The 21,335-nt window shown below is 71.3% G+C and carries 18 protein-coding genes; 9 read left to right on the top strand and 9 right to left on the bottom strand.

Going from position 1 to position 21,335, the window contains the following annotated elements; all coding sequences use genetic code 11:
* Window positions 1-8 precede the first annotated feature (8 nt).
* From ACWEPL_RS07035 to ACWEPL_RS07020, 4 genes are all read right to left on the bottom strand, one after another.
* The gene (locus ACWEPL_RS07035) at window positions 9-1,322 is read right to left on the bottom strand and encodes an MFS transporter (RefSeq protein WP_363967429.1); all 1,314 of its coding nucleotides are present in this window, start codon (window positions 1,320-1,322) and stop codon (window positions 9-11) included.
* A 127-nt stretch (window positions 1,323-1,449) separates the two neighbouring features.
* Window positions 1,450-3,588 carry a protein kinase domain-containing protein gene (locus tag ACWEPL_RS07030; RefSeq protein WP_452435453.1) on the bottom strand — a complete coding sequence of 713 codons (2,139 nt, stop codon included), beginning with the start codon at window positions 3,586-3,588 and terminating at the stop codon, window positions 1,450-1,452.
* A 34-nt stretch (window positions 3,589-3,622) separates the two neighbouring features.
* Window positions 3,623-4,597, bottom strand: a complete 975-nt coding sequence (locus ACWEPL_RS07025) for a GNAT family N-acetyltransferase (RefSeq protein WP_452435452.1) — start codon at window positions 4,595-4,597, stop codon at window positions 3,623-3,625.
* 42 nt (window positions 4,598-4,639) lie between these two features.
* Window positions 4,640-4,885, bottom strand: coding sequence for a DUF2630 family protein (locus tag ACWEPL_RS07020; RefSeq protein WP_452435451.1), 246 nt, complete (start codon window positions 4,883-4,885; stop codon window positions 4,640-4,642).
* A 262-nt stretch (window positions 4,886-5,147) separates the two neighbouring features.
* On the opposite strand from ACWEPL_RS07020, the gene leuA reads away from it, so the two are divergent.
* Complete coding sequence (leuA, locus tag ACWEPL_RS07015) at window positions 5,148-6,854, top strand: 2-isopropylmalate synthase (protein WP_452435450.1); 1,707 nt, start codon at window positions 5,148-5,150, stop codon at window positions 6,852-6,854.
* Window positions 6,855-6,901: 47 nt separating this feature from the next.
* Here leuA and ACWEPL_RS07010 read toward each other — a convergent pair whose 3' ends face one another.
* Window positions 6,902-7,810 (bottom strand): LysR family transcriptional regulator, encoded by a 909-nt coding sequence (locus tag ACWEPL_RS07010; protein WP_350724985.1) that lies wholly within the window; start codon window positions 7,808-7,810, stop codon window positions 6,902-6,904.
* 144 nt (window positions 7,811-7,954) lie between these two features.
* Here ACWEPL_RS07010 and ACWEPL_RS07005 point away from each other — a divergent pair, with 144 nt between their 5' ends.
* The 5 genes from ACWEPL_RS07005 (at window position 7,955) to ACWEPL_RS06985 (ending at window position 15,097) form a co-directional block, all read left to right on the top strand.
* On the top strand, window positions 7,955-9,361 hold the full coding sequence (locus ACWEPL_RS07005) for a M20 family metallopeptidase (RefSeq protein WP_452435449.1): 1,407 nt from the start codon (window positions 7,955-7,957) through the stop codon (window positions 9,359-9,361).
* 32 nt (window positions 9,362-9,393) lie between these two features.
* Window positions 9,394-10,680 (top strand): MFS transporter, encoded by a 1,287-nt coding sequence (locus tag ACWEPL_RS07000; RefSeq protein ID WP_452435448.1) that lies wholly within the window; start codon window positions 9,394-9,396, stop codon window positions 10,678-10,680.
* Window positions 10,681-10,763: 83 nt separating this feature from the next.
* Window positions 10,764-12,149 carry an MFS transporter gene (locus tag ACWEPL_RS06995; protein ID WP_363967414.1) on the top strand — a complete coding sequence of 462 codons (1,386 nt, stop codon included), beginning with the start codon at window positions 10,764-10,766 and terminating at the stop codon, window positions 12,147-12,149.
* Entirely contained in the window at window positions 12,146-14,500 is a 2,355-nt protein-coding gene (locus tag ACWEPL_RS06990) for a PEP/pyruvate-binding domain-containing protein (RefSeq protein WP_452435447.1), read from the top strand. Before ACWEPL_RS06995 ends, ACWEPL_RS06990 begins: the two co-directional genes overlap by 4 nt.
* A gap of 6 nt (window positions 14,501-14,506) precedes the next feature.
* On the top strand, window positions 14,507-15,097 hold the full coding sequence (locus ACWEPL_RS06985) for a TetR/AcrR family transcriptional regulator (RefSeq protein WP_452435446.1): 591 nt from the start codon (window positions 14,507-14,509) through the stop codon (window positions 15,095-15,097).
* A 10-nt stretch (window positions 15,098-15,107) separates the two neighbouring features.
* Here the strand turns inward: ACWEPL_RS06985 and ACWEPL_RS06980 are convergent, their stop codons facing one another.
* The gene (locus ACWEPL_RS06980; RefSeq protein WP_452435445.1) at window positions 15,108-15,803 is read right to left on the bottom strand and encodes a TetR/AcrR family transcriptional regulator; all 696 of its coding nucleotides are present in this window, start codon (window positions 15,801-15,803) and stop codon (window positions 15,108-15,110) included.
* 113 nt (window positions 15,804-15,916) lie between these two features.
* Between ACWEPL_RS06980 and ACWEPL_RS06975 the strand changes: the two genes are divergently transcribed.
* The 3 genes from ACWEPL_RS06975 to ACWEPL_RS06965 are packed head-to-tail and all read left to right on the top strand — an operon-like array spanning window position 15,917 to window position 18,068.
* Window positions 15,917-16,270, top strand: a complete 354-nt coding sequence (locus tag ACWEPL_RS06975; protein WP_363967407.1) for a YrdB family protein — start codon at window positions 15,917-15,919, stop codon at window positions 16,268-16,270.
* A gap of 2 nt (window positions 16,271-16,272) precedes the next feature.
* On the top strand, window positions 16,273-17,184 hold the full coding sequence (locus ACWEPL_RS06970) for an NAD-dependent epimerase/dehydratase family protein (protein WP_397367061.1): 912 nt from the start codon (window positions 16,273-16,275) through the stop codon (window positions 17,182-17,184).
* The gene (locus ACWEPL_RS06965; protein WP_452435444.1) at window positions 17,181-18,068 is read left to right on the top strand and encodes a Gfo/Idh/MocA family protein; all 888 of its coding nucleotides are present in this window, start codon (window positions 17,181-17,183) and stop codon (window positions 18,066-18,068) included. The genes ACWEPL_RS06970 and ACWEPL_RS06965 overlap by 4 nt, the downstream gene beginning before the upstream one ends.
* Here the strand turns inward: ACWEPL_RS06965 and ACWEPL_RS06960 are convergent.
* Genes ACWEPL_RS06960 through ACWEPL_RS06950 form a run of 3 tightly spaced genes read right to left on the bottom strand, consistent with a single transcriptional unit; the run spans window position 18,052 to window position 21,299 of the window.
* On the bottom strand, window positions 18,052-18,873 hold the full coding sequence (locus ACWEPL_RS06960) for a trypsin-like serine peptidase (RefSeq protein ID WP_452435443.1): 822 nt from the start codon (window positions 18,871-18,873) through the stop codon (window positions 18,052-18,054). The two genes, ACWEPL_RS06965 and ACWEPL_RS06960, sit on opposite strands and share 17 nt — an antisense overlap.
* 57 nt (window positions 18,874-18,930) lie before the next feature.
* Window positions 18,931-19,935: an acetamidase/formamidase family protein gene (locus ACWEPL_RS06955; RefSeq protein ID WP_350725005.1), complete on the bottom strand. Its 1,005-nt coding sequence runs from the start codon at window positions 19,933-19,935 to the stop codon at window positions 18,931-18,933.
* Window positions 19,932-21,299: an APC family permease gene (locus ACWEPL_RS06950; protein WP_452435442.1), complete on the bottom strand. Its 1,368-nt coding sequence runs from the start codon at window positions 21,297-21,299 to the stop codon at window positions 19,932-19,934. The genes ACWEPL_RS06955 and ACWEPL_RS06950 overlap by 4 nt, the downstream gene beginning before the upstream one ends.
* Between the last annotated feature and the right edge of the window lie 36 nt (window positions 21,300-21,335).

Below are 21,335 nucleotides of genomic sequence, written 5' to 3'. Positions count from 1 at the left end.
CGGTCAGGTTAGACGCGGGCCGCGACCACATCCTCCGAAGCCTGCTCGGCGCGGGAGAGGGCGGCGTCCCTGGTCTCGCGCATGGTGAGGTAGACCACGAGCGACACGGCGGCGCAGGCGGAGACGTACCAGAAGTAGCCGGACTCGATCTTGTTGTTCTTGAACCACAGCGCCACGTACTCGGCGGTGCCGCCGAACAGGGCGTTCGCGATGGCGTAGGGGAGGGCGACGCCGAGCGCGCGCACGTTCGTCGGGAACAGCTCGGCCTTCACCACCGCGTTGATCGAGGTGTAGCCGGTGACGATGATCAGGCCGATCAGCGAGAGCGTGAGCCCGCCGGCGAACCCCGTGACCCCGCCGAGCGCCGTCATCAGCGGCACCGTGCCCAGCATCGACCCGATCCCGAACGTGATCAGCAGCGGCCGCCGCCCGATCCGGTCCGACAGCCCACCGGCCAGCGGCTGCAGGCACATGAAGATGAACAGCGCGCAGAAGCTCACCAGCGTGGCCGTCTCCTTGGGCAGGCCGGCGGTGATGGCGAGGTATTTGGTGAGGTACGTGGTGTAGGTGTAGTACGCGACCGTGCCGCCCATGGTCAGGGCGATGACCAGCAGCGCCTCCTTCTTGTGGGCGAGCAGCTGCTTGATCGTGCCACGGCCCTGGTGCTCGACCTCGCGCTCCTCCTCGTCGTACGCCTCCGTCTCCAGGAGGTTGCGGCGCAGGTAGAACACGACCGCGGCGCCCAGGGCGCCGATCACGAACGGGATGCGCCAGCCGTAGGAGTTGAGGGCCTCCGTGGACATCGTGTTCTGCAGGATGATCTGCAGGCCGAGGCCGACGAGCTGGCCGGCGGTCATGGAGACGTACTGGAAGCTCGAGGCGAAGCCGCGCCGGCCGCGCGGGGTGGCCTCGGTGAGGTACGTGGCGCTGGCCGCGTACTCGCCGCCGACCGACAGCCCCTGCAGCAGGCGGGCCACCACCAGCACGACGGCGCCGAAGTAGCCGACCGTCTCGTACGTCGGGGCGATGGCGATCAGCAGGGCGCTGGCCGACATGAGGGTGACGGTGAGCGTGAGAGCCGCCTTGCGGCCCTTCCTGTCGGCGTAGCGGCCGAGCAGCCAGCCGCCGAGCGGGCGCATGAAGAAGCCGACGGCGAAGATGGCCGCGGTGTTGAGCAGCTTCGCCGTGTTGTCGCCCTCAGGGAAGAAGGACGCGGCGAAATAGACGGCGAAGCTGGTGTAGACGAACCAGTCGTACCACTCGACCAGATTGCCGACGGAGCCGCCGATCACTGCCTTCCACGGCACGCGTGCCTTGCTCACGGGTAACCTCCTGGGGGGAGTAGGTGCAGGTCAGAGCCTCTCCGCAGAAGGATGTTCGGACAAGGGCAGGTGGCCGAGATCTAACGTCCGCTTAACATGGGCGCAACCTCGGGCCTGCCCCGGCCCGTCACAATGGCGGGTTGGCCTTCTCGGCCCTCTCCAGCGCCAGATCCGGCCACCACTCGCCGGCCTCCGGGGACACGACGCCGCGCTCGGGGTCCTTCTCCCCGCCCTCCCCGCGCCTGCACCGGCCGCTGGACGAGCCCGCCCGCGCGATCCACAGGTAGGCGTCCACCAGCTCCTCACCCGTGTCGGTCGTGGGCCGGTCGCCGGCGCCCCGGCCCGGCGGGTTGCACCACGTCTGCGGGTCGGGGTACTTCTTCGGCGGCGGGGACCACGAGCCCTGGCCGTTCCTGGCGGTGTCGATCACGAAGTGGGGCATCGTCGCCGGGTCCACCTTCCCGTCCGACGGGCAGTCCTTGGCGCCCGTGGCCCGCTGGACGCTGACGCAGGCCGACAGCGCCTTGCCGTACGCGACGCTCCTCTCCGTGGGGTGGAAGGCCCCCGTGTTGAGGAAGAAGCCGTCCGCCCGGTCGATGCCGGCCTTGATCAGCCGGTCGGCCATGAGCGCGGTGCCCGGGTAGAGATCCTGGCTGCCGTCGAGGTAGACGGCCGTGTTCGGGTTGGCCTTGAGGGTCTGGACGGCCTGGCGGAGGGCGTCGTAGCGCTGCTCCACCGAGCCCCGCGGGTCGCATTCCTCGACTCCGGGGATCTTGACCGTGGCGCCCGGTTCGAGGATCACCACCGCCTTGGCCTGGCCTATCGTGCTCGCTATGCCCTTGATCCACTCCTGGTACGAGGCCAGTTCCGCGGCGGTCGTCGAGCGGCACTCGCTGCCCGGCAAGGAGTTGATCAGGAACACCGGGACGCCGCCTTCCTGCCGGGCCGCGGTGACGGTGGCTTCGACCTCCGGCCTGGCCTCGGGCTGGTTGAGGCGGATGGCATGGGGGACCGCGGCCAGCCTGCTCATGAGCTCGGCGTCCTCGGGGCGGTCCTTCTTCCACTGCTCGGCCTGGCGGGTGGCGGCCGGCTCCGGTGGAGAGTAGAACGTGATCTTGCCTGGGGCTGTGAGCGGGTTCTGGGGCTTGGCCTGGTTGTTGGAGCGGGCGGCTTGGGTGGTGGTCGTCTGGGCGGGGGTGCGGGCGCTCGACGAGGTGCCCAGGGTGCGCCAGGCGACCGCCACGGACGCGCCTCCCACGGCCACGGCGACGGCCGCCGCCGCGGCGAGCACCCTCCTCCGGTTCCCCGCCACCCCGGGGCTGGGAGTCAAGGGGCTGTCGGGCGGCGCCGTCGTCACATCGGCGTGCTCCGGGTGACCGGTCGCGTTCGTGCCCGTGCCGGTGCTACCAGTGGATGCCGGAGTACCGCTTGTGTCCGTTTCCGCGCTGGGGGGTGGAGCGCCGCCGGGGTCCGCCACGCTGAGGTGGTCCATCAGGTCCTGGGCCGTGGGGCGTTCGCGCGGGTTCTTCGTCAGCGAGGCGAGCACCAGGTCGCGCAGCGGGCCCGAGAGGCCGTGCAGCTCCGGGGCTTCGTTGACGATGCGCAGGAGGATCGTGGGGACCGAGCCCGAGCCGAACGGCGGCCTGCCGCTCGCCGCGTAGGCGACCGTGCAGCCCCACGAGAAGATGTCCGAGGCCGGGCCGATGGTGGCGCCCGACACCTGCTCGGGCGACATGTACGACGGCGTCCCCACGATCGCGCTGCTCATCTCCGCGTCCATGAGCTGCGCGATACCGAAGTCGATGACCTTGGGCCCCACCTGGGAGAGCAGCACGTTCGACGGCTTGAGATCGCGGTGCACGACCCCCGCCCCGTGGATGGCGCGCAGGGCCATGGCCATCGCGGCGGCCAGGCCGTCCAGCGCCGAGCCCTTCAGCGGCCCCGACTCGCGGACGGCGTCCCCCAGGCTGGGCCCCTCGACGTACTCGGTGACCAGGTACGCCACGTCCCCCTCGACGTCGGCGTCCAGGACGGGAGCGGTGCAGAAGCGGGCGACCCGCTTGGCGGCGGCCACCTCGCGGGCGAAGCGCCGCCTGAAGTCCGCTTGCGCGTCCATCCTGGCGTGGATGAGCTTGACCGCCACCCGCGTGCCGTCCGGCGCCTGGCCCAGGTAGACGACGCCCATGCCGCCCTCGCCCAGCCGAACCAGGAGCGTGTACGGCCCCACCTGGCGCGGATCCCCGTCCCTCAACGCCTCCAAGGTCATAAAGGGTCAGGTTAGCCTCCCGCCTCCGAACGGCCTACAGCTCCAGCCGCCATTCGTTCCATTCGTCGAGGAGCTCGAAGCCCATGGCCTCGTTGATGGCCAGCATGTGGGCGTTGGAGGTGGCGTTCCAGGTGATGATCCGCTCCAGGTGGGGCTCGTGCTCGCGGAGCCAGAACAGGTTGGCGAGCTTGAGCAGCAGCCCGAGGCGGTGGCCCCGGTGCCCGGCCAGCACGGTCGTGTCCGCCTGGTGTCCCCAGCCGTCCGAGCGGTCGGCGGTGAGGTAGACACGCGTGTATCCGGCGGGGGCTCCGTCGGAGTCGCGGCGGGCGATCATCGAATAGCTGGTGAAGCCGCGCTCCTTGATGCCCTCCTCGCGGTCGCGGAGACGCTCGGAGCTGAAGTCGAAGTCCTCGATGCCGGCGTCGCGCGGGGCGTCGTTCATGCCGTTCATCAGGGTCGAGAGGTCGGGGATCAGGCCGGGGTCGGCCGGGCCGGTCCAGCGTTCGAGGCGGTAGCCCTCGACGGTGGGGAGCATGCGTTCCAGGGTGTCCCAGCCGGCCTTGCGGAGATCCAGCACGCGGCGGGCCTCGGCGACCGCGACCGTCATGCCGTGGGCGAGCGCGAAGCGGGCGCCCACGCCGGTGGTCGGCGTCTCCGTGAGGAGCAGGCTTCTGCCGTGGTGGCGCAATCTCTCCAGCGCATGCTCGAACAGCGCCGAGCCCAGCCCCCGGCCGCGCCGCTCGGGGCGCACGACGAGGGGGAAGATCCAGCCCATGTGCGTGTTGTCGAGCTGGGAGAGCGACAGGGCGTAGCCGCCGACGACCTCGCCGCCCTCGACGACGGCCCACAGCTCGGCCCGGTCGCCCGGCGAGTGCCTGGCGATGTCGTGGCGGAAGTGGGCGAGCGACATCAGAGGGCCCGGGTCGTCGGAGTAGGCCGCCGTGTACGCCTCATGCAGGCCCGTGACCAGGTCGCCCGGCCGGTCGAGATCGATGGGCTGGATCCACATGTGCCCAGCAAATCGCACGGACGACGGCCGGGGCGAGCGAATTTATTGGCTGTAGTTCTCGACCTCGTTGGCGGGGCGGGCGGCGGCGTTGTCGGGGTCCTCGCCCGCGCTCCGCCTGGCCCGGCGCTGCCTGAGCAGGTCCCAGCACTGGTCGAGCGCATTCTCCAGCTGCTTGATGCGCTCGTGCTCCTCGTCCGTGGTCACCTCGCCCGTGGACAGCCGGTTGCGCAGCTCGTGCTCCTCGTCGACCAGGGCACCGATCTTGGTGAGAATTTCGTCGTCCCGCATGCCTGAACTCTAGTCACCGGTCCGGGCCGGCCTCCCGCCCCGGGGCCCGTTTCCCGCCGCACTCCGGCTGAGGGCGACTCGCCGCCTTCTCAGGATCTGAGATCCGGGGCAGTGCATCGCGAGACGTCTGGTAACGTGCATGGCATGCTGCGTGGGCTGCTTCTTAGCTGCCGCGGCGGGGGCCACTGAGGCCGGCTCCCTCGCCGCGGAGCCAGTCATGCGCGTCGGCCGATTTCTTTCGACCGATGAGGAGCCAGCAGACATGACCACTCAGCAGCCCAGTCCCATGCCGACCCATCGCTATCAGGCGTTCGAGCCCATCCGCCTGACCGACCGCACCTGGCCCGACAAGGTCATCACCAAGGCGCCCCGCTGGTGCGCGGTGGACCTGCGGGACGGCAACCAGGCCCTGATCGACCCGATGGACCCCCATCGCAAGCTGCAGATGTTCGAGCTGCTGGTACGCATGGGCTACAAGGAGATCGAGGTCGGCTTCCCGGCCGCCTCGCAGACCGACTTCGACTTCATCCGCCAGATAATCGAAGAGGGCCGCGTCCCCGACGACGTGGTCATCCAGGTGCTGACCCAGGCCAGGCCGGAGCTGATCGAGCGCACCTTCGAGTCCATCGAGGGCGCCAAGCAGGCCATCGTCCACCTGTACAACTCGACCTCCACCCTCCAGCGCCGCGTCGTGTTCGGCCTGGACAAGGACGGCATCACCGCCATCGCCGTCGAGGGCGCCAAGCTGGTCAAGAAGCTCGCCGACGCGAGCGACGTCGACGTCTACTTCCAGTATTCTCCCGAGTCGTTCACCGGCACCGAGCTCGAATACGCCGTCGAGGTGTGCGACGCGGTCAACGACGTGTGGCAGCCCACCCCCGAGCGCAAGGTCATCATCAACCTGCCGGCCACGGTCGAGATGGCCACCCCCAACATCTACGCCGACCAGATCGAGTGGATGCACCGCAACCTCAAGCACCGCGACTCGATCGTCCTGTCGCTGCACCCGCACAACGACCGCGGCAGCGCCGTGGCCGCCGCCGAGCTGGGCTACATGGCGGGCGCCGACCGCATCGAGGGCTGCCTGTTCGGCAACGGCGAGCGCACCGGCAACGTCTGCCTGGTCACCCTGGGCATGAACCTGTTCTCCCAGGGCGTCGACCCCGAGATCGACTTCAGTGACATCGACGAGATCCGCCGCGTCACCGAATACTGCAACCAGCTGCCCGTGCACCCGCGCCACCCGTGGGGCGGCGAGCTGGTCTACACCGCCTTCTCCGGCTCCCACCAGGACGCCATCAAGAAGGGCTTCGAGCACCTCGAGCGCGACGCGGCCGCGGCGGGCGTGCCGGTCGACGCGTTCACCTGGGCGGTGCCGTACCTGCCGATCGACCCGAAGGACATCGGCCGCACCTACGAGGCCGTCATCCGCGTCAACAGCCAGTCGGGCAAGGGCGGCGTCGCGTTCATCATGAAGGCCGACCACCAGCTCGACCTGCCGCGCCGGCTGCAGATCGAGTTCTCGAAGGTGGTGCAGGCCCGCACCGACAGCGAGGGCGGCGAGATCAGCCCCACCGCGATGTACGAGATCTTCCGCGACGAATACCTGCCCAACCCGGCCAACCGCTGGGGCCGCCTCAGCCTGATGGCCCACCGCCACGAGTCCACGGTGGACGACAAGGACCGCATCGGCGCCGACGTCCGGGTCGACGGGGAGATCCGCGAGATCGCGGGCGCGGGCAACGGCCCGATCTCGGCCTTCATCGACGCCCTGGCGGGGGTCGGCATCCAGGTGCGCGTGCTCGACTACGTGGAGCACGCGATGAGCGCCGGCTCCGACGCCAAGGCCGCCTCCTACCTGGAGTGCGAGGTCGACGGCCAGGTGCTGTGGGGCGTCGGCGTCGACGCCAACACCACGACGGCCTCGCTCAAGGCCATCATCTCCGCGGTCAACCGCGCCTCGCGCTGACCGCACCGCATCCCATCCACTCGGTACGCCGTCCAAGGGGCCGTCCGTCACTTGGGCGGCGGGCCGAGCAGTGAGACCAGCAGCCCGGTGAACTCCGTCACCGACCAGGGCAGCCGGCGGCCCAGGGCGGTCTGCACCTGGGCCTCCCGCTGGCGGAACACCGGGTGGTCCAGCCGCACGTAGGCGACCCCTTCGCCCGAGCCCTCCCGGTGCAGGTCGCCGAGATCTCCGACGAGCGCGATGCCGCCCCCGCAGCGGACGAACTCGTGCAGCGGGCCGAGCCCGTCACACACCAGCACCGGGCGGACCGTCAGTCCCTCGATCTGCGTGCCGATGTCGAAGAGCTCGCGCTGGCTGGTCCCGGTGGAGGCGAGGGCCAGCGGGTGCTCGCACAGCTCCGCCAGCCCGACCTGATCGCGTCCGGCGAGCTCGTGCCCGAGCGGGACGATCGCGACCACCGGGATCACGACGGCGCACTCCACCCGCACATCGTGCTGCGGCCCCATCGCGTAGGTGACGGCGACGTCGGCGATCCCCTCGATCACCCGGCGGGTGGCCTCCTGCCGGGGGACGACGTCGAGCTGGAACGTCACGTCGGGGTGGTCGCGACGGAAGGCCGCCATCGCCCGCGGGACGATCCGCCGTCCGAACCCCTCCGAACACGCCACCGTGACGTTGCGGACATCGGCTCCGCGCCCGGTCCGCAACTCGTTCACCAGGGCGGACGCCTCGGCCTCGCTGCGGCGGACGTGGGCGAGGAGCCGGGATCCGGCCTCGGTCAGCGCCATCCCGCGCGGATGCCGGACGAACAGGGGCACCCCGCACCCGGACTCCAGCTTGGCGATCTGCCTGCTGATCGCCGAGGGCGCGACGGTCAGCGTACGGGCCGCCTCGGTCACCGACCCCGTCCGGGCCACCTCGAGGAAGTACGAGAGGCCCACCGGCAGGAGTTGCATCGGGACCTCCTGGTAAATGCTTCGGACACACGGGTTTGCCAATAGTAGAACGCTCGTTGCGGCAATCGGCAATGGTCCAAGCCCGTGAACCGGCCTACGCTGCTGACCAGCACAGCGCCCGCGACCCCCCCGGAGGAACCTCTCGTGATCCCAGCAGACCTCATCGAACAGGCGGAGGAGTACGTCGATTCCGGCGCGTTCTTCACCGACCTCGCCGCGATGGTCTCCTACCCGACCGAGAGCACCAATCCGGGAGCCCGCGTTGCCGTCAAGGCATACCTGGACGAGGTTCTGGCGCCCGCGCTGACCGGCCTGGGGTGCTCCGTGACCGAGCACCCCAACCCCGACCCCGCTGGGGGCCCGTTCCTGGTCGGCACCCGGATCGAGTCCTCCTCACTGCCGACGCTCCTCTGCTACGGCCACGCCGACGTGGTGGACGGCCACGCGGGCCGGTGGAGCGACGGCCGGGACCCGTGGACGCTGACCGCCGACGGCGACCGCTGGTACGGCCGCGGCTCGGCCGACAACAAGGGTCAGCACCTGATCAACCTCGCCGCGCTGCGCCTGCTGCTCGTCCGGCAGGGGAGGCTCGGGTTCAACCTGATCTTCCTGTTCGAGTCCGGCGAGGAGATCGGCTCGCCGGGACTGGCGGAGTTCGCCGCGGCGCACCGCGAGGAGCTGCGGGCGGACGTCCTGATCGCCTCGGACGGGCCGCGCCTGGACGCGGCGACGCCCACGCTGTTCCTCGGGTCGCGCGGCGGCGTCGACATCGCGCTCGACGTCGATCTGCGCCCCAACACCTACCACTCCGGCAACTGGGGCGGCGTCCTGCGCAACCCCGCCACCACCTTGGCCGGCGCGATCGCGAGCTGCGTCGACGGGCACGGGCGCGTCCGGGTGCCCGCCCTGCTGCCGCCGGAGCTCCCGGACGCGGTCCGCGCGGTGCTGGCCGGCGTCACCGTCGCGAACAGCCCCGGCGACCCGGCCCCGGACGAGGGCTGGGGCGACACCGGCCTGACCGCCGCCGAGCGGCTGTACGGCTGGAACACCCTGGAGGTCCTGGCGATGGGGTCGGCCGACATCGACAACCCCGTCAACGCGATCCCCGCTCGGGCCCGCGCGATCCTGCAGCTGCGGTACGTGGCCGGGACCGACGTGAGCGGCGTGGAGCAGGCCGTCGCCGAGCACCTCGCCGCCCACGGCTACCCGATGGTCGGCGTCAGCGTCCTGGGCCACTTCCCGGCCAGCCGTACGGCGCTCGACGACCCGTGGGTGCGGTGGGCCAGGGCATCGCTGGAGCAGGTGACCGGTGGGCCCGTCGCCCTGCTGCCGAACATCGGCGGCTCCCTGCCCAACTTCGTCTTCACCGACGTCCTCGGCCTGCCGACCCTGTGGCTGCCGCACTCGTACCCGGGCTGCCTCCAGCACGCGCCCGACGAGCACCTGCTCGCCGGGATCGCCCGGGAGGGCGTCGTGCTGGCCGCCGCGCTGTTCCACGCTCTCGGCAACCCTTCGGCCGACCACCCGCTCCCCGCCCCCCGCCCGGTCTGACGGACGTCAGCCCCCCACCGGAAGGACCTTCGATGGCCGTCGCCTCCACAGATTCGACCCAGCCCGCGACGCGCGGTTCCGCCGGCCGCGCGATCGCGGCGGCGACCATCGGCAACGCGCTCGAGTGGTTCGACCTCGCCGTGTACGCGCTGATGGCGGCCTACATCGGACAGGCGTTCTTCCCCGCCGATGCGCCCGGCGTGCAGCTGGTGCAGGCATATGCGGTGTTCGGCGTGACGTACCTGATCCGTCCGCTCGGAGGGCTGGTCATCGGCGCGTACGCCGACCGGCACGGGCGCAAGAAGGCCCTGGTGCTGACGATCTGGCTGATGGCCCTCGGCACCCTGCTGATCGTGGTCATGCCCGGCTACGCCACGCTCGGGCTCCTCGCGCCGCTGGGGATCGTGGTCGCGCGGCTGATCCAGGGATTCGCGGCCGGCGGCGAGTTCGGCGCGGCCACCTCGTTCCTGGTCGAGCAGGACGACAGCCGCAAGGGTTTCCTCGGCAGCTTCCAGTTCGCCAGCCAGGGGCTCGCGACCCTGATGTCCTCCGGGTTCGCCGCGGGCCTGACCGCCGTGCTGTCCAAGGAGCAGATGGCGGCCTGGGGCTGGCGGGTGCCGTTCGTGTTCGGGCTGCTGGTCCTTCCGGTCGGCCTCTACATCCGCCGGTACGTCCTGGAGTCGCCGGCGATCACCCCGGAGGCGACAGGGAAGCGTCCCTCGCCGATCCGGTCGGTCTTCCGCGACCACTGGGGCGGCCTGCTGATCGCCGGTGGCGCGCTGGTCATCTCGACCGCGCTCAACTTCATCCTGCAGTACATGCCGACCTTCGGGATCGAGGAGCTGGGCCTGAACGATTCGCTGTCGTTCGTCGCGCTGCTCATCACCGGGGTCACCCTGACCGTCGCGACCCCTTTCGTCGGCCTGCTGGCCGACCGGTTCGGCCGACTGAAGATCATGATCCCGGCCGCGGTGCTGATCGGCGGGAGCGTCGTCCCGCTGTTCCTCTGGCTCACCGCGTCGCCGTCGTTCCTGACCCTGACGCTCTGCATGACGATCCTCGGCCTGCTGAAGGCCGCCTACTTCGGCGCGCTGCCGTCGGTGATGGCCGACGCGTTCCCGGTGGAGTCGCGCGCGACCGGCCTGTCGTTCAGCTACAACGCGGCGGTCGCGGCCTTCGGCGGGTTCACCCCCGCCATCGCCGCGGCGCTGGTCTCGGGGACCGGCTCGCAGGTGTCGCCGGCGTACTACCTGCTGGCCGTCTCGTTCCTGAGCATCGCCGCCCTTGCCTGTGCGCTCCGGACCCGCGGCATCCGCTGAGAGCCCAATTAGTGAACGTTGCGTTTCTTCGAGTTGAATCGTATTCTCCTTAGAGAACGAGTCGTTCTCTAAGGAGAGACGTCATGGGCGTCGTGCTGTCCGGATTGATGCTGGCGATGCTGCTGGGCGCGCTCGATCAGACGATCATGGCGCCCGCGCTGCCGGCCGTGGCGGGCAGCCTGGGCGGGCTGGACCAGATGCCCGCCGTCGTCAGCGCCTACCTCGCCGCCGCCACCGTGGTCATGCCCGTCTACGGCAAGCTCGGCGACCGGTACGGCCGCAAGCCCACCATGCAGGTCGCCATCGTCGTGTTCGTGACCGGGGCCGTGCTGTGTTCGGTGGCCACGTCGATGCCGCAGTTCATCGCCTTCCGGGCCGTGCAGGGGCTGGGCGGCGGCGGGCTGATGATCGGGGCGCAGGCGATCATCGGCGAGGTGGTGAGCCCGCGCGAGCGGGGCCGCTACCTCGGGCTCATCGGGGCCATGTACGTGGTGGCCGCCGTGGGCGGGCCGCTGATCGGGGGGTTCTTCGTCGACCGGCTGAGCTGGCGGTGGATCTTCGCGATCTACCCGCCGCTCGGGGTGCTGGCGCTGGTCGTGCTGAGCGCCACCCTGCGGCTGCCGAGGCCGAGCGGGCAGGCGGGCCGGGCGCCGCTCGACGTCGCCGGGGCCGTCACGCTGGCCGTCGCCGTGGTCGGGGTGGTCCTGCTGGGGCAGACCGGGAACCCCGTCTATCTCGCCGTGGCGATCGCCGGGGCGCTGGCGTGGCTGGTCAGCGCCCGGTTCGCCAGGGACCCGATCCTGCCGCTGCGGCTGTTCCGCGACCGGGCGTTCGCGGTGCCGGTGTCGATCAGCCTGCTCATCGGGTTCGCGTTGTTCGGGACGATCACGTACATGCCGGCCTACCTGCAGATCGCGCTGCGCTCCAGCGCGACGGGGGCGGGGCTGCTGGTGACGGCGCTGATGGCGGGCGTGCTCGCCACGACCGTCGTGTCCGGGCGGCTGATCACGCGGACCGGGAAGTATCGGCCGTACCCGATCGCGGGCACGGCCGTGGCCGCCGCCGGGCTCGGGCTGATCGGCCTGGCGGGCCGCGACCCGCTCGCGCTGGCCGGCGCGATGCTGGTGACCGGGCTGGGGGTCGGGCTCGTCATGCAGACCATGGTGCTGGCCGCCCAGAACGCCGTGGAGTACGCCGACCTGGGCACCGCCACCTCGTCGGTGACCTTCCTGCGCCAGGTCGGCGCGTCCGCCGGGGTCGCGCTGGTGGGCGCGCTCATCACGCTGAGGTCCGGGATCTCCGCCACGAACCCGTCCGACGTCCCCGACAGCATGCGGGACGCCTTCGCCGCGGCCGTGCCGCCGGTTTTCGCGGCCATGGCGCCGCTGCTGGCCGTGGCGTTCTTCCTCGCGCTGGCGCTGCCGGCGCGTCCGCTTCGCACCACCGCCTACGCCGAGGAGAGATCGTGAAACTCGTCGCACCGCTGGCCGCCTTCGGCCGGGACGACCTGGCCATGGCCGGAGGCAAGGGCGCCAACCTGGGCGAGCTCGTCAGGAACGGCTTCCCCGTCCCGGGCGGCTTCGTCGTCACCACCCACGCCTACGACGTGATCGCCCAGGGGCACGGCACGCGGGCGTACTTCGAGCAGGTCGAGCTGCCCGACGAGCTGCGGGAGGCCGTCGCCGGCGCGTACGGCGCCCTTGGCGGCGGGCCCGTGGCCGTGCGCTCCAGCGCCACCGCCGAGGACCTGCCGGGGGCCGCGTTCGCCGGCCAGCAGGACACGTACCTGAACGTCGTGGGCGAGCGGGCCGTGCTCGACGCCGTACGCCGCTGCTGGGGCTCGCTCTGGACCGACCGCGCCGTCGCCTACCGCGCCCGGCTCGGCATCGACGACTCCGAGGTGCGGATCGCGGTCGTGGTGCAGAGCATGGTCGAGGCGGACCTGGCGGGCGTCATGTTCACCGCGAACCCGGTCACCGGCGACCGCGCCCAGCTCGTCGTCGACGCCGGCAACGGGCTCGGCGAGGCCGTGGTGTCCGGCCTGGTCACGCCCGACCACTACGTGATCTCCGACGCCGGCACGAGCTTCACGCCGGGGCGTCACGAGGTCGTCATCAGGGGCGCGGCGGGCGGGGGAGTCACGCGCGAGACGGGCTCGGCCGCTCAGGAGCGGCTGCCCGATGCGGCGCTCGGGGAGCTGGCCAGGCTGGGGAAGGAGGTCGCCGCGCACTTCGGGCGGCCCCAGGACATCGAGTGGGCGTACGCGGGCGGTCGCGTCCACCTGCTGCAGGCCCGGCCCATGACCGCGCTGCCGCCGCCCCCGGTCGGGAGGCTCAACCCGGCCCAGCGCCGCGTCGCCACCATTCTGATGGAGTACCTCCCGGAACGGCCCTATCCGATCGACATGACGACCTGGATCCCGTACGGCCCCGTCGGGCTGATGGCCAGGGTGGTGGCCGGCTTCGGCATAGCCGGCGTGTTCGAGGGGTTCCTGCGGGAGGAGGACGGCGTCGTCTACCAGCTCGTTCCGCGGAGCCCGCGCCCCACCCGGAAGCTGCCGGCCGTCCCGTTCAGCCTGCTGGCCAGGGCCAGGAGGTTCGACCCCGCCCGCTGGACCGAGGACCCGCGCGTGCGCGCCTACCTCGCGGCGGTCAGGGAGCTGGCCGCCCGCGACCTGGCGGAGCTGCCGTGGGCGGAGCTCGTCCGCGTGCCCCGGCAGGCCCTGGACCTGGTGGACCCGGTGGCCGGCCTGCGCGCGGACTACCTGCCCGGCACCGGGCTGGCGCTGCTGCGGCTGATGGTGGCGGTCAAGCTGCTCGGGCGCGGCCGGCTCTTCGGCGACCTGCTGCACGGGGCGCGTACCCGCACCACCGACGCCAACCAGGCGCTGGAACGGCTGGCCGAGCTGGCCAGGCGGACGGGCGCGCTCGACGGGGGCCCGAGGCCGGCCGAGTTCGAGGAGGGGCTGCGGGCGTTCCTGGCCGAGTACGGCCACCGCGAGACCTCGAGCCCGATCCTCGTCACCACGCCCACCTGGTCCGACGCCCCCGAGACCGTCCTCGACCTGATCAAGGTGCTGGCCGCCGCGCCGCCCGCGCGCAAGGACGGCGACGACGCTCTCGGCCGCCTGCTTCGCCACCCGTGGCTGACAGCCGGCGGCCGCGCCCGGATGCGGCGGCGGGTGGAGGCCGCCCGCGCGGGCGTCGCGTTCCGCGAGGACAGCCATTTCTTCTTCATGATGCCGCAGCCCATCCTGCGCAGATCACTCATGGAGATCGGCCGCCGCCTGCGCGGGCAGGGCGTGCTCGACCGGCCGGAGGACGTCTTCCACCTGCGGCTGCCGGAGCTGGAGGCCATCCGCGACGTGACCGCCATGGCCGGCGCCGACCGGGAACGGCTGCGCGAGGCGGTCCGGGCACGGGCGGCCAAGCGGGAGGAGCTGTCGGGCGTGCGGCTGATCGACCCCGCGGCCGTCTTCCCGGTCCGCGAGACGGGGGACGCGCTGGTCACCGGCTCCCCGGCCAGCGGCGGCGTGACGACCGGGCCGGTGAAGGTGATCAGGGAGCCGGCCGAGTTCGCCAGGCTGGAGAGCGGCGACGTGCTCGTCTGCCCGTACACGAACCCGTCGTGGACGCCCCTGTTCCAGCTGGCGTCGGCCGTGGTCGTGGACGCCGGCGGCGCGGCCTCGCACGCCGCCATCGTCGCCAGGGAGTACGGGATCCCGGCCGTCATGGGCACCGGCAGGGCCACCTCCGTGCTGGTGGACGGCCAGCCGGTGACCGTGAACGGCGACACCGGCCGCGTCACCCGAGCTCTCTAAGATGCCATGATGACCGACCACCGCAAGCTGCCGCGACGCCGGGGCGAGGCGCTGAACGCCGCGATCTTCCAGGCGACGCTCGACGAGCTGGCCGAGGCCGGCTACGCCGGGCTGACCATGGAACGCGTCGCCGAGCGGGCCAAGGCCAGCAAGGCGTCGCTCTACCGGCGCTGGCCCACCCGCATCGAGCTGGTGATGGACGCGGTCTACAACTCGCTGCCCACCCCCGGGACCGCGCCCGACACCGGCAACCTGCGCGACGACCTGGTGGCCATGCTCAGGATGACGTCGAAGGCGCTGGCGGGCCCAGCGGGCGAGGCCATGCGCGGGCTGCTCGGCGAGGCGCTGAGCAGCGGGTCCCCGCTGCGCGCCCTGCGCAAGGACTCCCAGAGCACCTCCAGGAGGCTGATGACGGAGGTCGTCGGCCGGGCGGTCGAGCGCGGCGAGGTCGCCCCCGAGGCCGTCACCCCCCGCCGCCTCGACGCCGGTCACGCGCTGCTGCGCCACCACTTCCTCTTCGAGGGCTCGCCCGTCCCCGACGAGCTCGTCGTCGCGATCGTGGACGAGGTGCTGGTGCCGCTGTTCAAGCCGAGCTGAGCGGCGCCGCTCACTCGGCGGCGAGCCCGATCGCCGACGCCGCCAGCCGCATCGAGTGCTCGAACGCCGCGCGCCTGTTCTCGATCGTGTTGTTGAACTGGCCGAACACCTCGAAGTTGACCCACCCGTACAGCGTGGTCCACGCGGACAGGGCGCGCCAGAGCACGTCGTCGGGCACGCCGGGCATGAGCCCGCGGATCGCCTCCGCCTCCGGCGCCAGCTCGCGCGGGGCCTCGCCGGGAAGGGCCTGGACCGCGCCCACGGCCCAGGCGTCGGAGACGATCCGGCCCAGCACGGTGACGTCGCGGATCCGGGCCGGGACCGTGTCCTGCGGAGCCTGGTAGCCGGGCACGGGGGAGCCGTAGAGCAGCGCGTACTCGTGCGGGTGCGCCAGCGCCCAGTCGCGTACGGCGTGGCAGGCCGTCATCCACCGGCGCAGGTAGTCGTCCTGCCGGCACTCGGCGTCGGCGCGCTCCACGCTCTCGCCGAGCGCGTTGTAGCCATCGATGATCAACGCGGTCAGCAGGTCGTCGCGGCTCGGGAAATAGCGGTAGATGGCCGAGGAGACCATGCCCATCTCGCGGGCGACCGCCCGCAGCGACAGGCCGCCGGCGCCGTCGGTGGCGAGCTGGCGACGCGCGATGTCGGTGATCTCCCTGGTGAGCTCGGCCCTGACGCGTTCTCTGGCGGTGCGGCTGGCTGTCATGGATGCAGGCTATCAGAGCGGTGCCAAAAAACGAGAGCACCGCTCTTGACGATCCCTGCTCTTTTGAGAGAGCATTGCTCTCGTAAGCGAATGACAGTTCACGGAGGACCGAAATGCTCGGCACAGTCAAAGGCGCCAACGCCGTCCTGATGTTCTTCCTGGAGCTCGGCGTGCTGGCCTCCGTGGGATACTGGGGCTTCACCTTGAGCGCCGCCTGGTGGATCAAGCTGCTGGCCGGGGTGGGTGCGCCGGCGCTGTTCATCGCCGCGTGGGCATTGTTCGGGGCGGGCGGGGGCGCCAACGCCACGTTCCCCCTCACCGGCCTGGCCCGCGCCGCGTTGGAGATCCTCTGGTTCGGCGGCGGCGCCGTCGCGCTCTACGCCTCCGGCCTGGTGACCCCCGCCGTCGTCTTCTTCGCTGTGTTCGTCGTCAACGCGGTTCTCCGCATCATCTGGAAGCAGGTCTGATCATGGGTAAGCACGTCGTCGTGGGCTCCGGCCAGGTCGGCACGCATGTGGCGAACAAGCTGCTCGCTCAGGGACACGAGGTCGCCGTCGTGACCCGCTCGGGCAGCGGTCCCGAGGGGGCCGTCAAGGTGGCCGCCGACATCTCCGACAAGGCCGGGCTGATCGAGGCGACCAAGGGGGCCGACGTCCTCTACAACTGCGTCAACCCCAAGTACCACCGCTGGCTCACCGACTGGCCGCCGATGGCCGAGTCGTTCCTGGCCGCCGCCGAGGCGAGCGGCGCCGTGTACGTGATGCTCGGCAACCTCTACCCGTACGGGCCCGTGAACGGCCCCATGACCGAGGACCTGCCGCTCGCCTCCGACAACCCCAAGTTCCGGGTGCGGGCGAAGATGTGGCGGGACGCGCTGGCCGCGCACGAGGCGGGCCGGATCAGGACGACCGAGGTGCGCGGCTCCGACTTCTTCGGCCCGGGCGCCAGCGACCAGTCCTACCTGGGCGGCCGGTTCCTCGTGCCGCTCAGGGAGGGCAAGACCATCCAGCTGGTCTACCCCCCGGACATGCCGCACAGCTGGACCTACCTGCCCGACGTGGCGGACGCGCTGATCGTGGCCGGCGGCGACGAGCGGGCCTGGGGCCGGCCGTGGCACGTGCCCACCGGCGAGCCGTTGAGCTTCCGCCAGATGGGGGAGCGGATGGCCGCGCTGCTCGGGCGGCCCGCGCCCAAGTTCGCGCAGCTCCCGTGGCCGCTGGTCAGGGTGGCCGGCCTGTTCTCGCCCATGATCGGGGAGCTCGGCCACGTCAGGTACCAGTTCACGCAGCCGTTCGTGCTCGACTCCTCGGCCTTCCAGACCACGTTCGGTGTCGCGCCTACGCCGATCGAAGTGAGCCTCAAGGCTACGCTCGAGGCGTGAAGATAGCCGTGATCGGCCTGGGTGACATCGCGGAGAAGGCCTACCTCCCCGTGCTCGCCGCCCAGCCCTCCCTCGACCTGCACCTCTGCACGCGCAACCAGGCCCGCCTGGACCGGCTCGGCGACACCTACCGGATCGCCGGGCGGTCCACGAGCGTGGACGAGGTGATCAAGGCGGGGGCCGACGCGGCGTTCGTGCACGCGGCCACCGAGGCGCACCCGCAGATCGTGGAGCCCCTGCTCAAGGCCGGGATCCACGTCTATGTCGACAAGCCGATCGCCTACACGCTCCAGGACTCCGAGCGGCTCGTACGGCTCGCGGAGAGCGAGGGGAGGTCACTGATGGTCGGCTTCAACCGCCGGTACGCGCCCGGATACGCCGGGCTCGCCGCCCATCCCCGGCACCTCGTCCTCATGGAGAAGAACCGCGACAACCAGCCCGACGAGCCGCGCCGGGTGATCTTCGACGACTTCATCCACGTGGTGGACACCCTCAGGTTCCTCGCCCCCGGCCCGGTGACCGGCACCAGGAGCAGGACCCGCGTCAAGGACGGCCTCCTCGAGCACGTCGTCCTGGAGCTGACGGGCGACGGCTTCACCGCCATCGGCGTCATGAACCGGACGAGCGGAGCGAGCGAGGAGACCTGCGAGGCCATGGGCGACGGCGCCAAGCGCCGCGTGGCCAACCTCGGCGACGTCGTCGACTACCGGGGCGGCGAGACGCTCGCCCGTCGCCCCGACTGGGTGCCGGTGGCCAGGCAGCGCGGCATCGAGCAGATCTGTCTCGACTTCCTCGCCGCCGTGCGCGAGGGCCGCTGGATCGCCGCCGACGACGCCCTGGCCACCCACGCGCTCTGCGAGGAGATCGTCAGCCGGGCAGCTTGAGCATCTCCTTGTCGGCCTTGGCCAGCATCCGCCCGAACACGGACTCGCCCAGCCTGGTCAGCACGGTGTACCCCTGGCTGTCGCTCATCGGGCTGGAGGACGACACGACGCCGGCCAGCGCGTCGCCGTACAGGGCGGGACCGCCGCTCCCGCCGGCGGCGGCGTGGCAGTTGCGCGTGATCATCAGCCCGGGCCCCTCGGAGAGGCCCTCGCTCGCGTCGCCCACGCACCGGTACATCTTCGTGCCCGGATAGCCCTTGCCCGCCGGATAGCCGAGCAGTTCGAGCCCGCGCAGCTTCGTGCCCCTGGTGGTGGGCATCGGCCGCACGCCCTTGCCAGTGACGGCCTCCAGCGGGCGCTCGCGGCGCGCCACACCGACCAGGCCGACGTCGTACGGCAGCAGACTCGCCGAGTACGGCTCGGTGCGCCACCTGTCGGGCACCCACACGCGCACGGCCTGCCAGACCCCCAGCTTCGGCTGCCCCAGGTCGTAGCCGGGCAGGAAGGTCACCTGCTGGAGCGAGTGGCCGTTCTGGTAGAGGCAGTGCGCGGCGGTGACCACCAGGCTGCGGCTGCGCGAGCCGATCACCGTGCCTCCGCACAGCACGTTCGTCCGCGTCACGGGGTCGCGGCCGAGCAGGACCCCCGTGAGGCGCCGCGCCCCCGTGTAGGGGCGCGGGACCGGCGCATAGCCCAGGCGGTCGCCGTCGGGGGTCAGGACGCGGGGTACGGGGACGTTACGTTGCGGCACCTCGGCGACGGCGGTGGGGTCGAGCAGGACCAGAGACAGCACCAACCTGAGCACACTCCCACCTTAAGGTGACGATGATCAGTGCTCTGACCTGCAACATCAATCTTTACCTCAACTTGTGTACTGCGAGCCCAGCGCGCGCAGCCGGGCGTGCGCCGACTCGTAGGCGGCCGGGCGGCCCAGATACTCCTTGGGCAGTTTCGCGACCATCGTGTAGTTGGTGTCGCACACGTTGCCGACCGGCGCCTGCCCGGCCTGGCTGACGAGCTGGTAGGCGTCCAGCGTGTCCAGCCCGGTCAGCTCCGACGTCCAGGTGACCAGGTCGTGCTGGCTGATCCGGTACGCGTCCTCCAGCGGCCTGGCCGAACCCGTGGACATCAGGTGCAGGTCGTCCTCCAGCCGCGGCCACGGCGTCGCCACCCCCTTGACCAGCTCGACCGCGACCACGGTGTTCATGGCCGACTCCACGGCGGTGCCGCAGACCTCACCGTGCCCCTGCAACCCGTGGCCGTCGCCGATCGAGAACATCCCGCCCTCGACGTTGACGCCCAGGTAGACGGTGACGCCCGCGCGCAGCTCCGGGGTGTCCATGTTGCCGCCGTGCGCGTCCGGGGTGATCGTCATGCGTGCCTCGTTCGCGGCGGGGGCCACGCCGACCGTGCCGTGCATCGGGTCGAGCGGCAGCGCCACGCTGAAGTCGCTGTTGCGGGCGTGGTAGACGGCCACGCCCCGGTCGAGGTCGATGTCGTACCGCCAGACCCGCTCCTCCAGCGGCGGCTGCAGCATGGCCGTGGTGTGGGTGCCGGTCAGCGCGCCGAAGTGGGGGAACGTCGTCGACACCGCCCAGTCCCTGGCCGGTGTGATCTTCACGAAGTGCAGGGCCAGCGTGTCGCCGGGCTCGGCGCCCTCGACGTGGAAGGGGCCCGTCACCGGGTTCAGGTAGGGGAACTCGCACACCTGCGACGGCAGGTCGTCCACGGTCCGCACGCGGCCGCCGAAGCAGTCCTCGGTGTACAGCTCCAGGATCGTGCCCGGCCGTACCTTGCCGACGGCCGAGCGGCCCCCGAAGGTGTAGCTCAGGTCCTCCGGGGAGGGACGGTAGGAGACGACGTTCATTTGACCTCCGAGGGGAGTACGGGCCGGCGGCCGCGGGCGTACGAGATGCCGAGGACGACGAGGCCGACGGCCAGCCAGATGCCGCCGGCCCACTGTGCGTAGACGCTCTGGTTGAAGACGACGGCCACCAGGACGACGATGCCGACCACGGGCACGACCAGGTGCGCGAGCCAGTTGCGGCTGCGCTGCCTGATGACGTAGTGGACGACGACGGAGACGTGCAGCAGCAGGAACGCGGCCATGGCGCCGAAGTTGACCAGCGAGCTCAGCTCGCCGATGCCGGTCGGCCGCGTGCTCATGTAGACGCCGATGACCAGCGAGAGCGCGGCCACCACGAGGGTCGCGTTGACCGGCACCTTGTGCTTGGGGTCCACCTTCGCGAGGAACGAGGGGAGCTGGCGGTCGCGGCCCATCGCGAACAGCAGGCGCGAGGTGGCCGCCTGCGCGACCAGCGAGTTGGCGAACCCCCACGCGACGGCGGTGGCCACGGCCGTCAGCACCGACAGCCAGTGCCCGCCGGCGAACTCCGCGGTGGTGTAGAACGCGCTGCCCGCCGGGTCGTCGTTCGCGATCAGAGCGTCGCGGCCGGGGGTGAGCAGCGCGGCGACCCAGGTCTGCGCCACGAACAGCACCGCGGCCAGCCCCAGCGCGGCCACCATGGAACGGCCGAGCCGGCGGGCGTCCTCGCGGTTCTCCTCCGCCAGCGTGGAGATGCCGTCGAAGCCGAGGAACGACAGCACGGCCACGGACGCGGCGGCCAGGACCACGCTCCAGCTGAATCCGGCGGAGTCGAAGAACGGGGTGAGCGCGCCGGTCTGCGCCTTGCCCTGGACCAGCGCGATGCCGCCGACCACCAGGAAGATCGCCAGCACCGCGAGCTCGGCCACCAGCATGATCCGGGTGATCCTGGCGGTCATCTGGATGCCGAGGTAGTTCACGACCGTGTTGAGCACGATGAACGCCACCAGCCACAGCCAGACGGGTACCGCGGGCACGAACGAGTTCATGGCCACGCCGGCCACCAGGTAGAGCAGCGAGGGCACGAGCACGTAGTCGAGCAGGATCGCCCATCCGGCGATGAACCCGACGGGGGCGGCGATTCCCCGGCCCGCGTACGTGTAGACCGAGCCGGCCATGGGGAACGCGCGGGCCATCTGCGCGTACGACAGCGCCGTGAACGCCATCGCCACCAGGCCGATGACATAGGCGAGCGCCACCATCCCGTGGGAGACGGCGAAGACGTGGCCGAAGATGCCGAACGGGGCGATCGGCACCATGAAGATCAAGCCATAGATCATCAGGTCGGCGAAGCCTAAGGAACGCTGGAGTTCCTGGCGGTAGCCGAACTGCTCGACTGTGCTCATTACGGCTCCTAGCTGCGTGGGGGGCGATTCGCACCC

It is taken from the genome of Nonomuraea sp. NPDC004186, from assembly GCF_053603495.1.
Note: the sequence above shows the minus strand (reverse complement) of the source record. Positions and strands in the feature narration are given on the sequence as shown.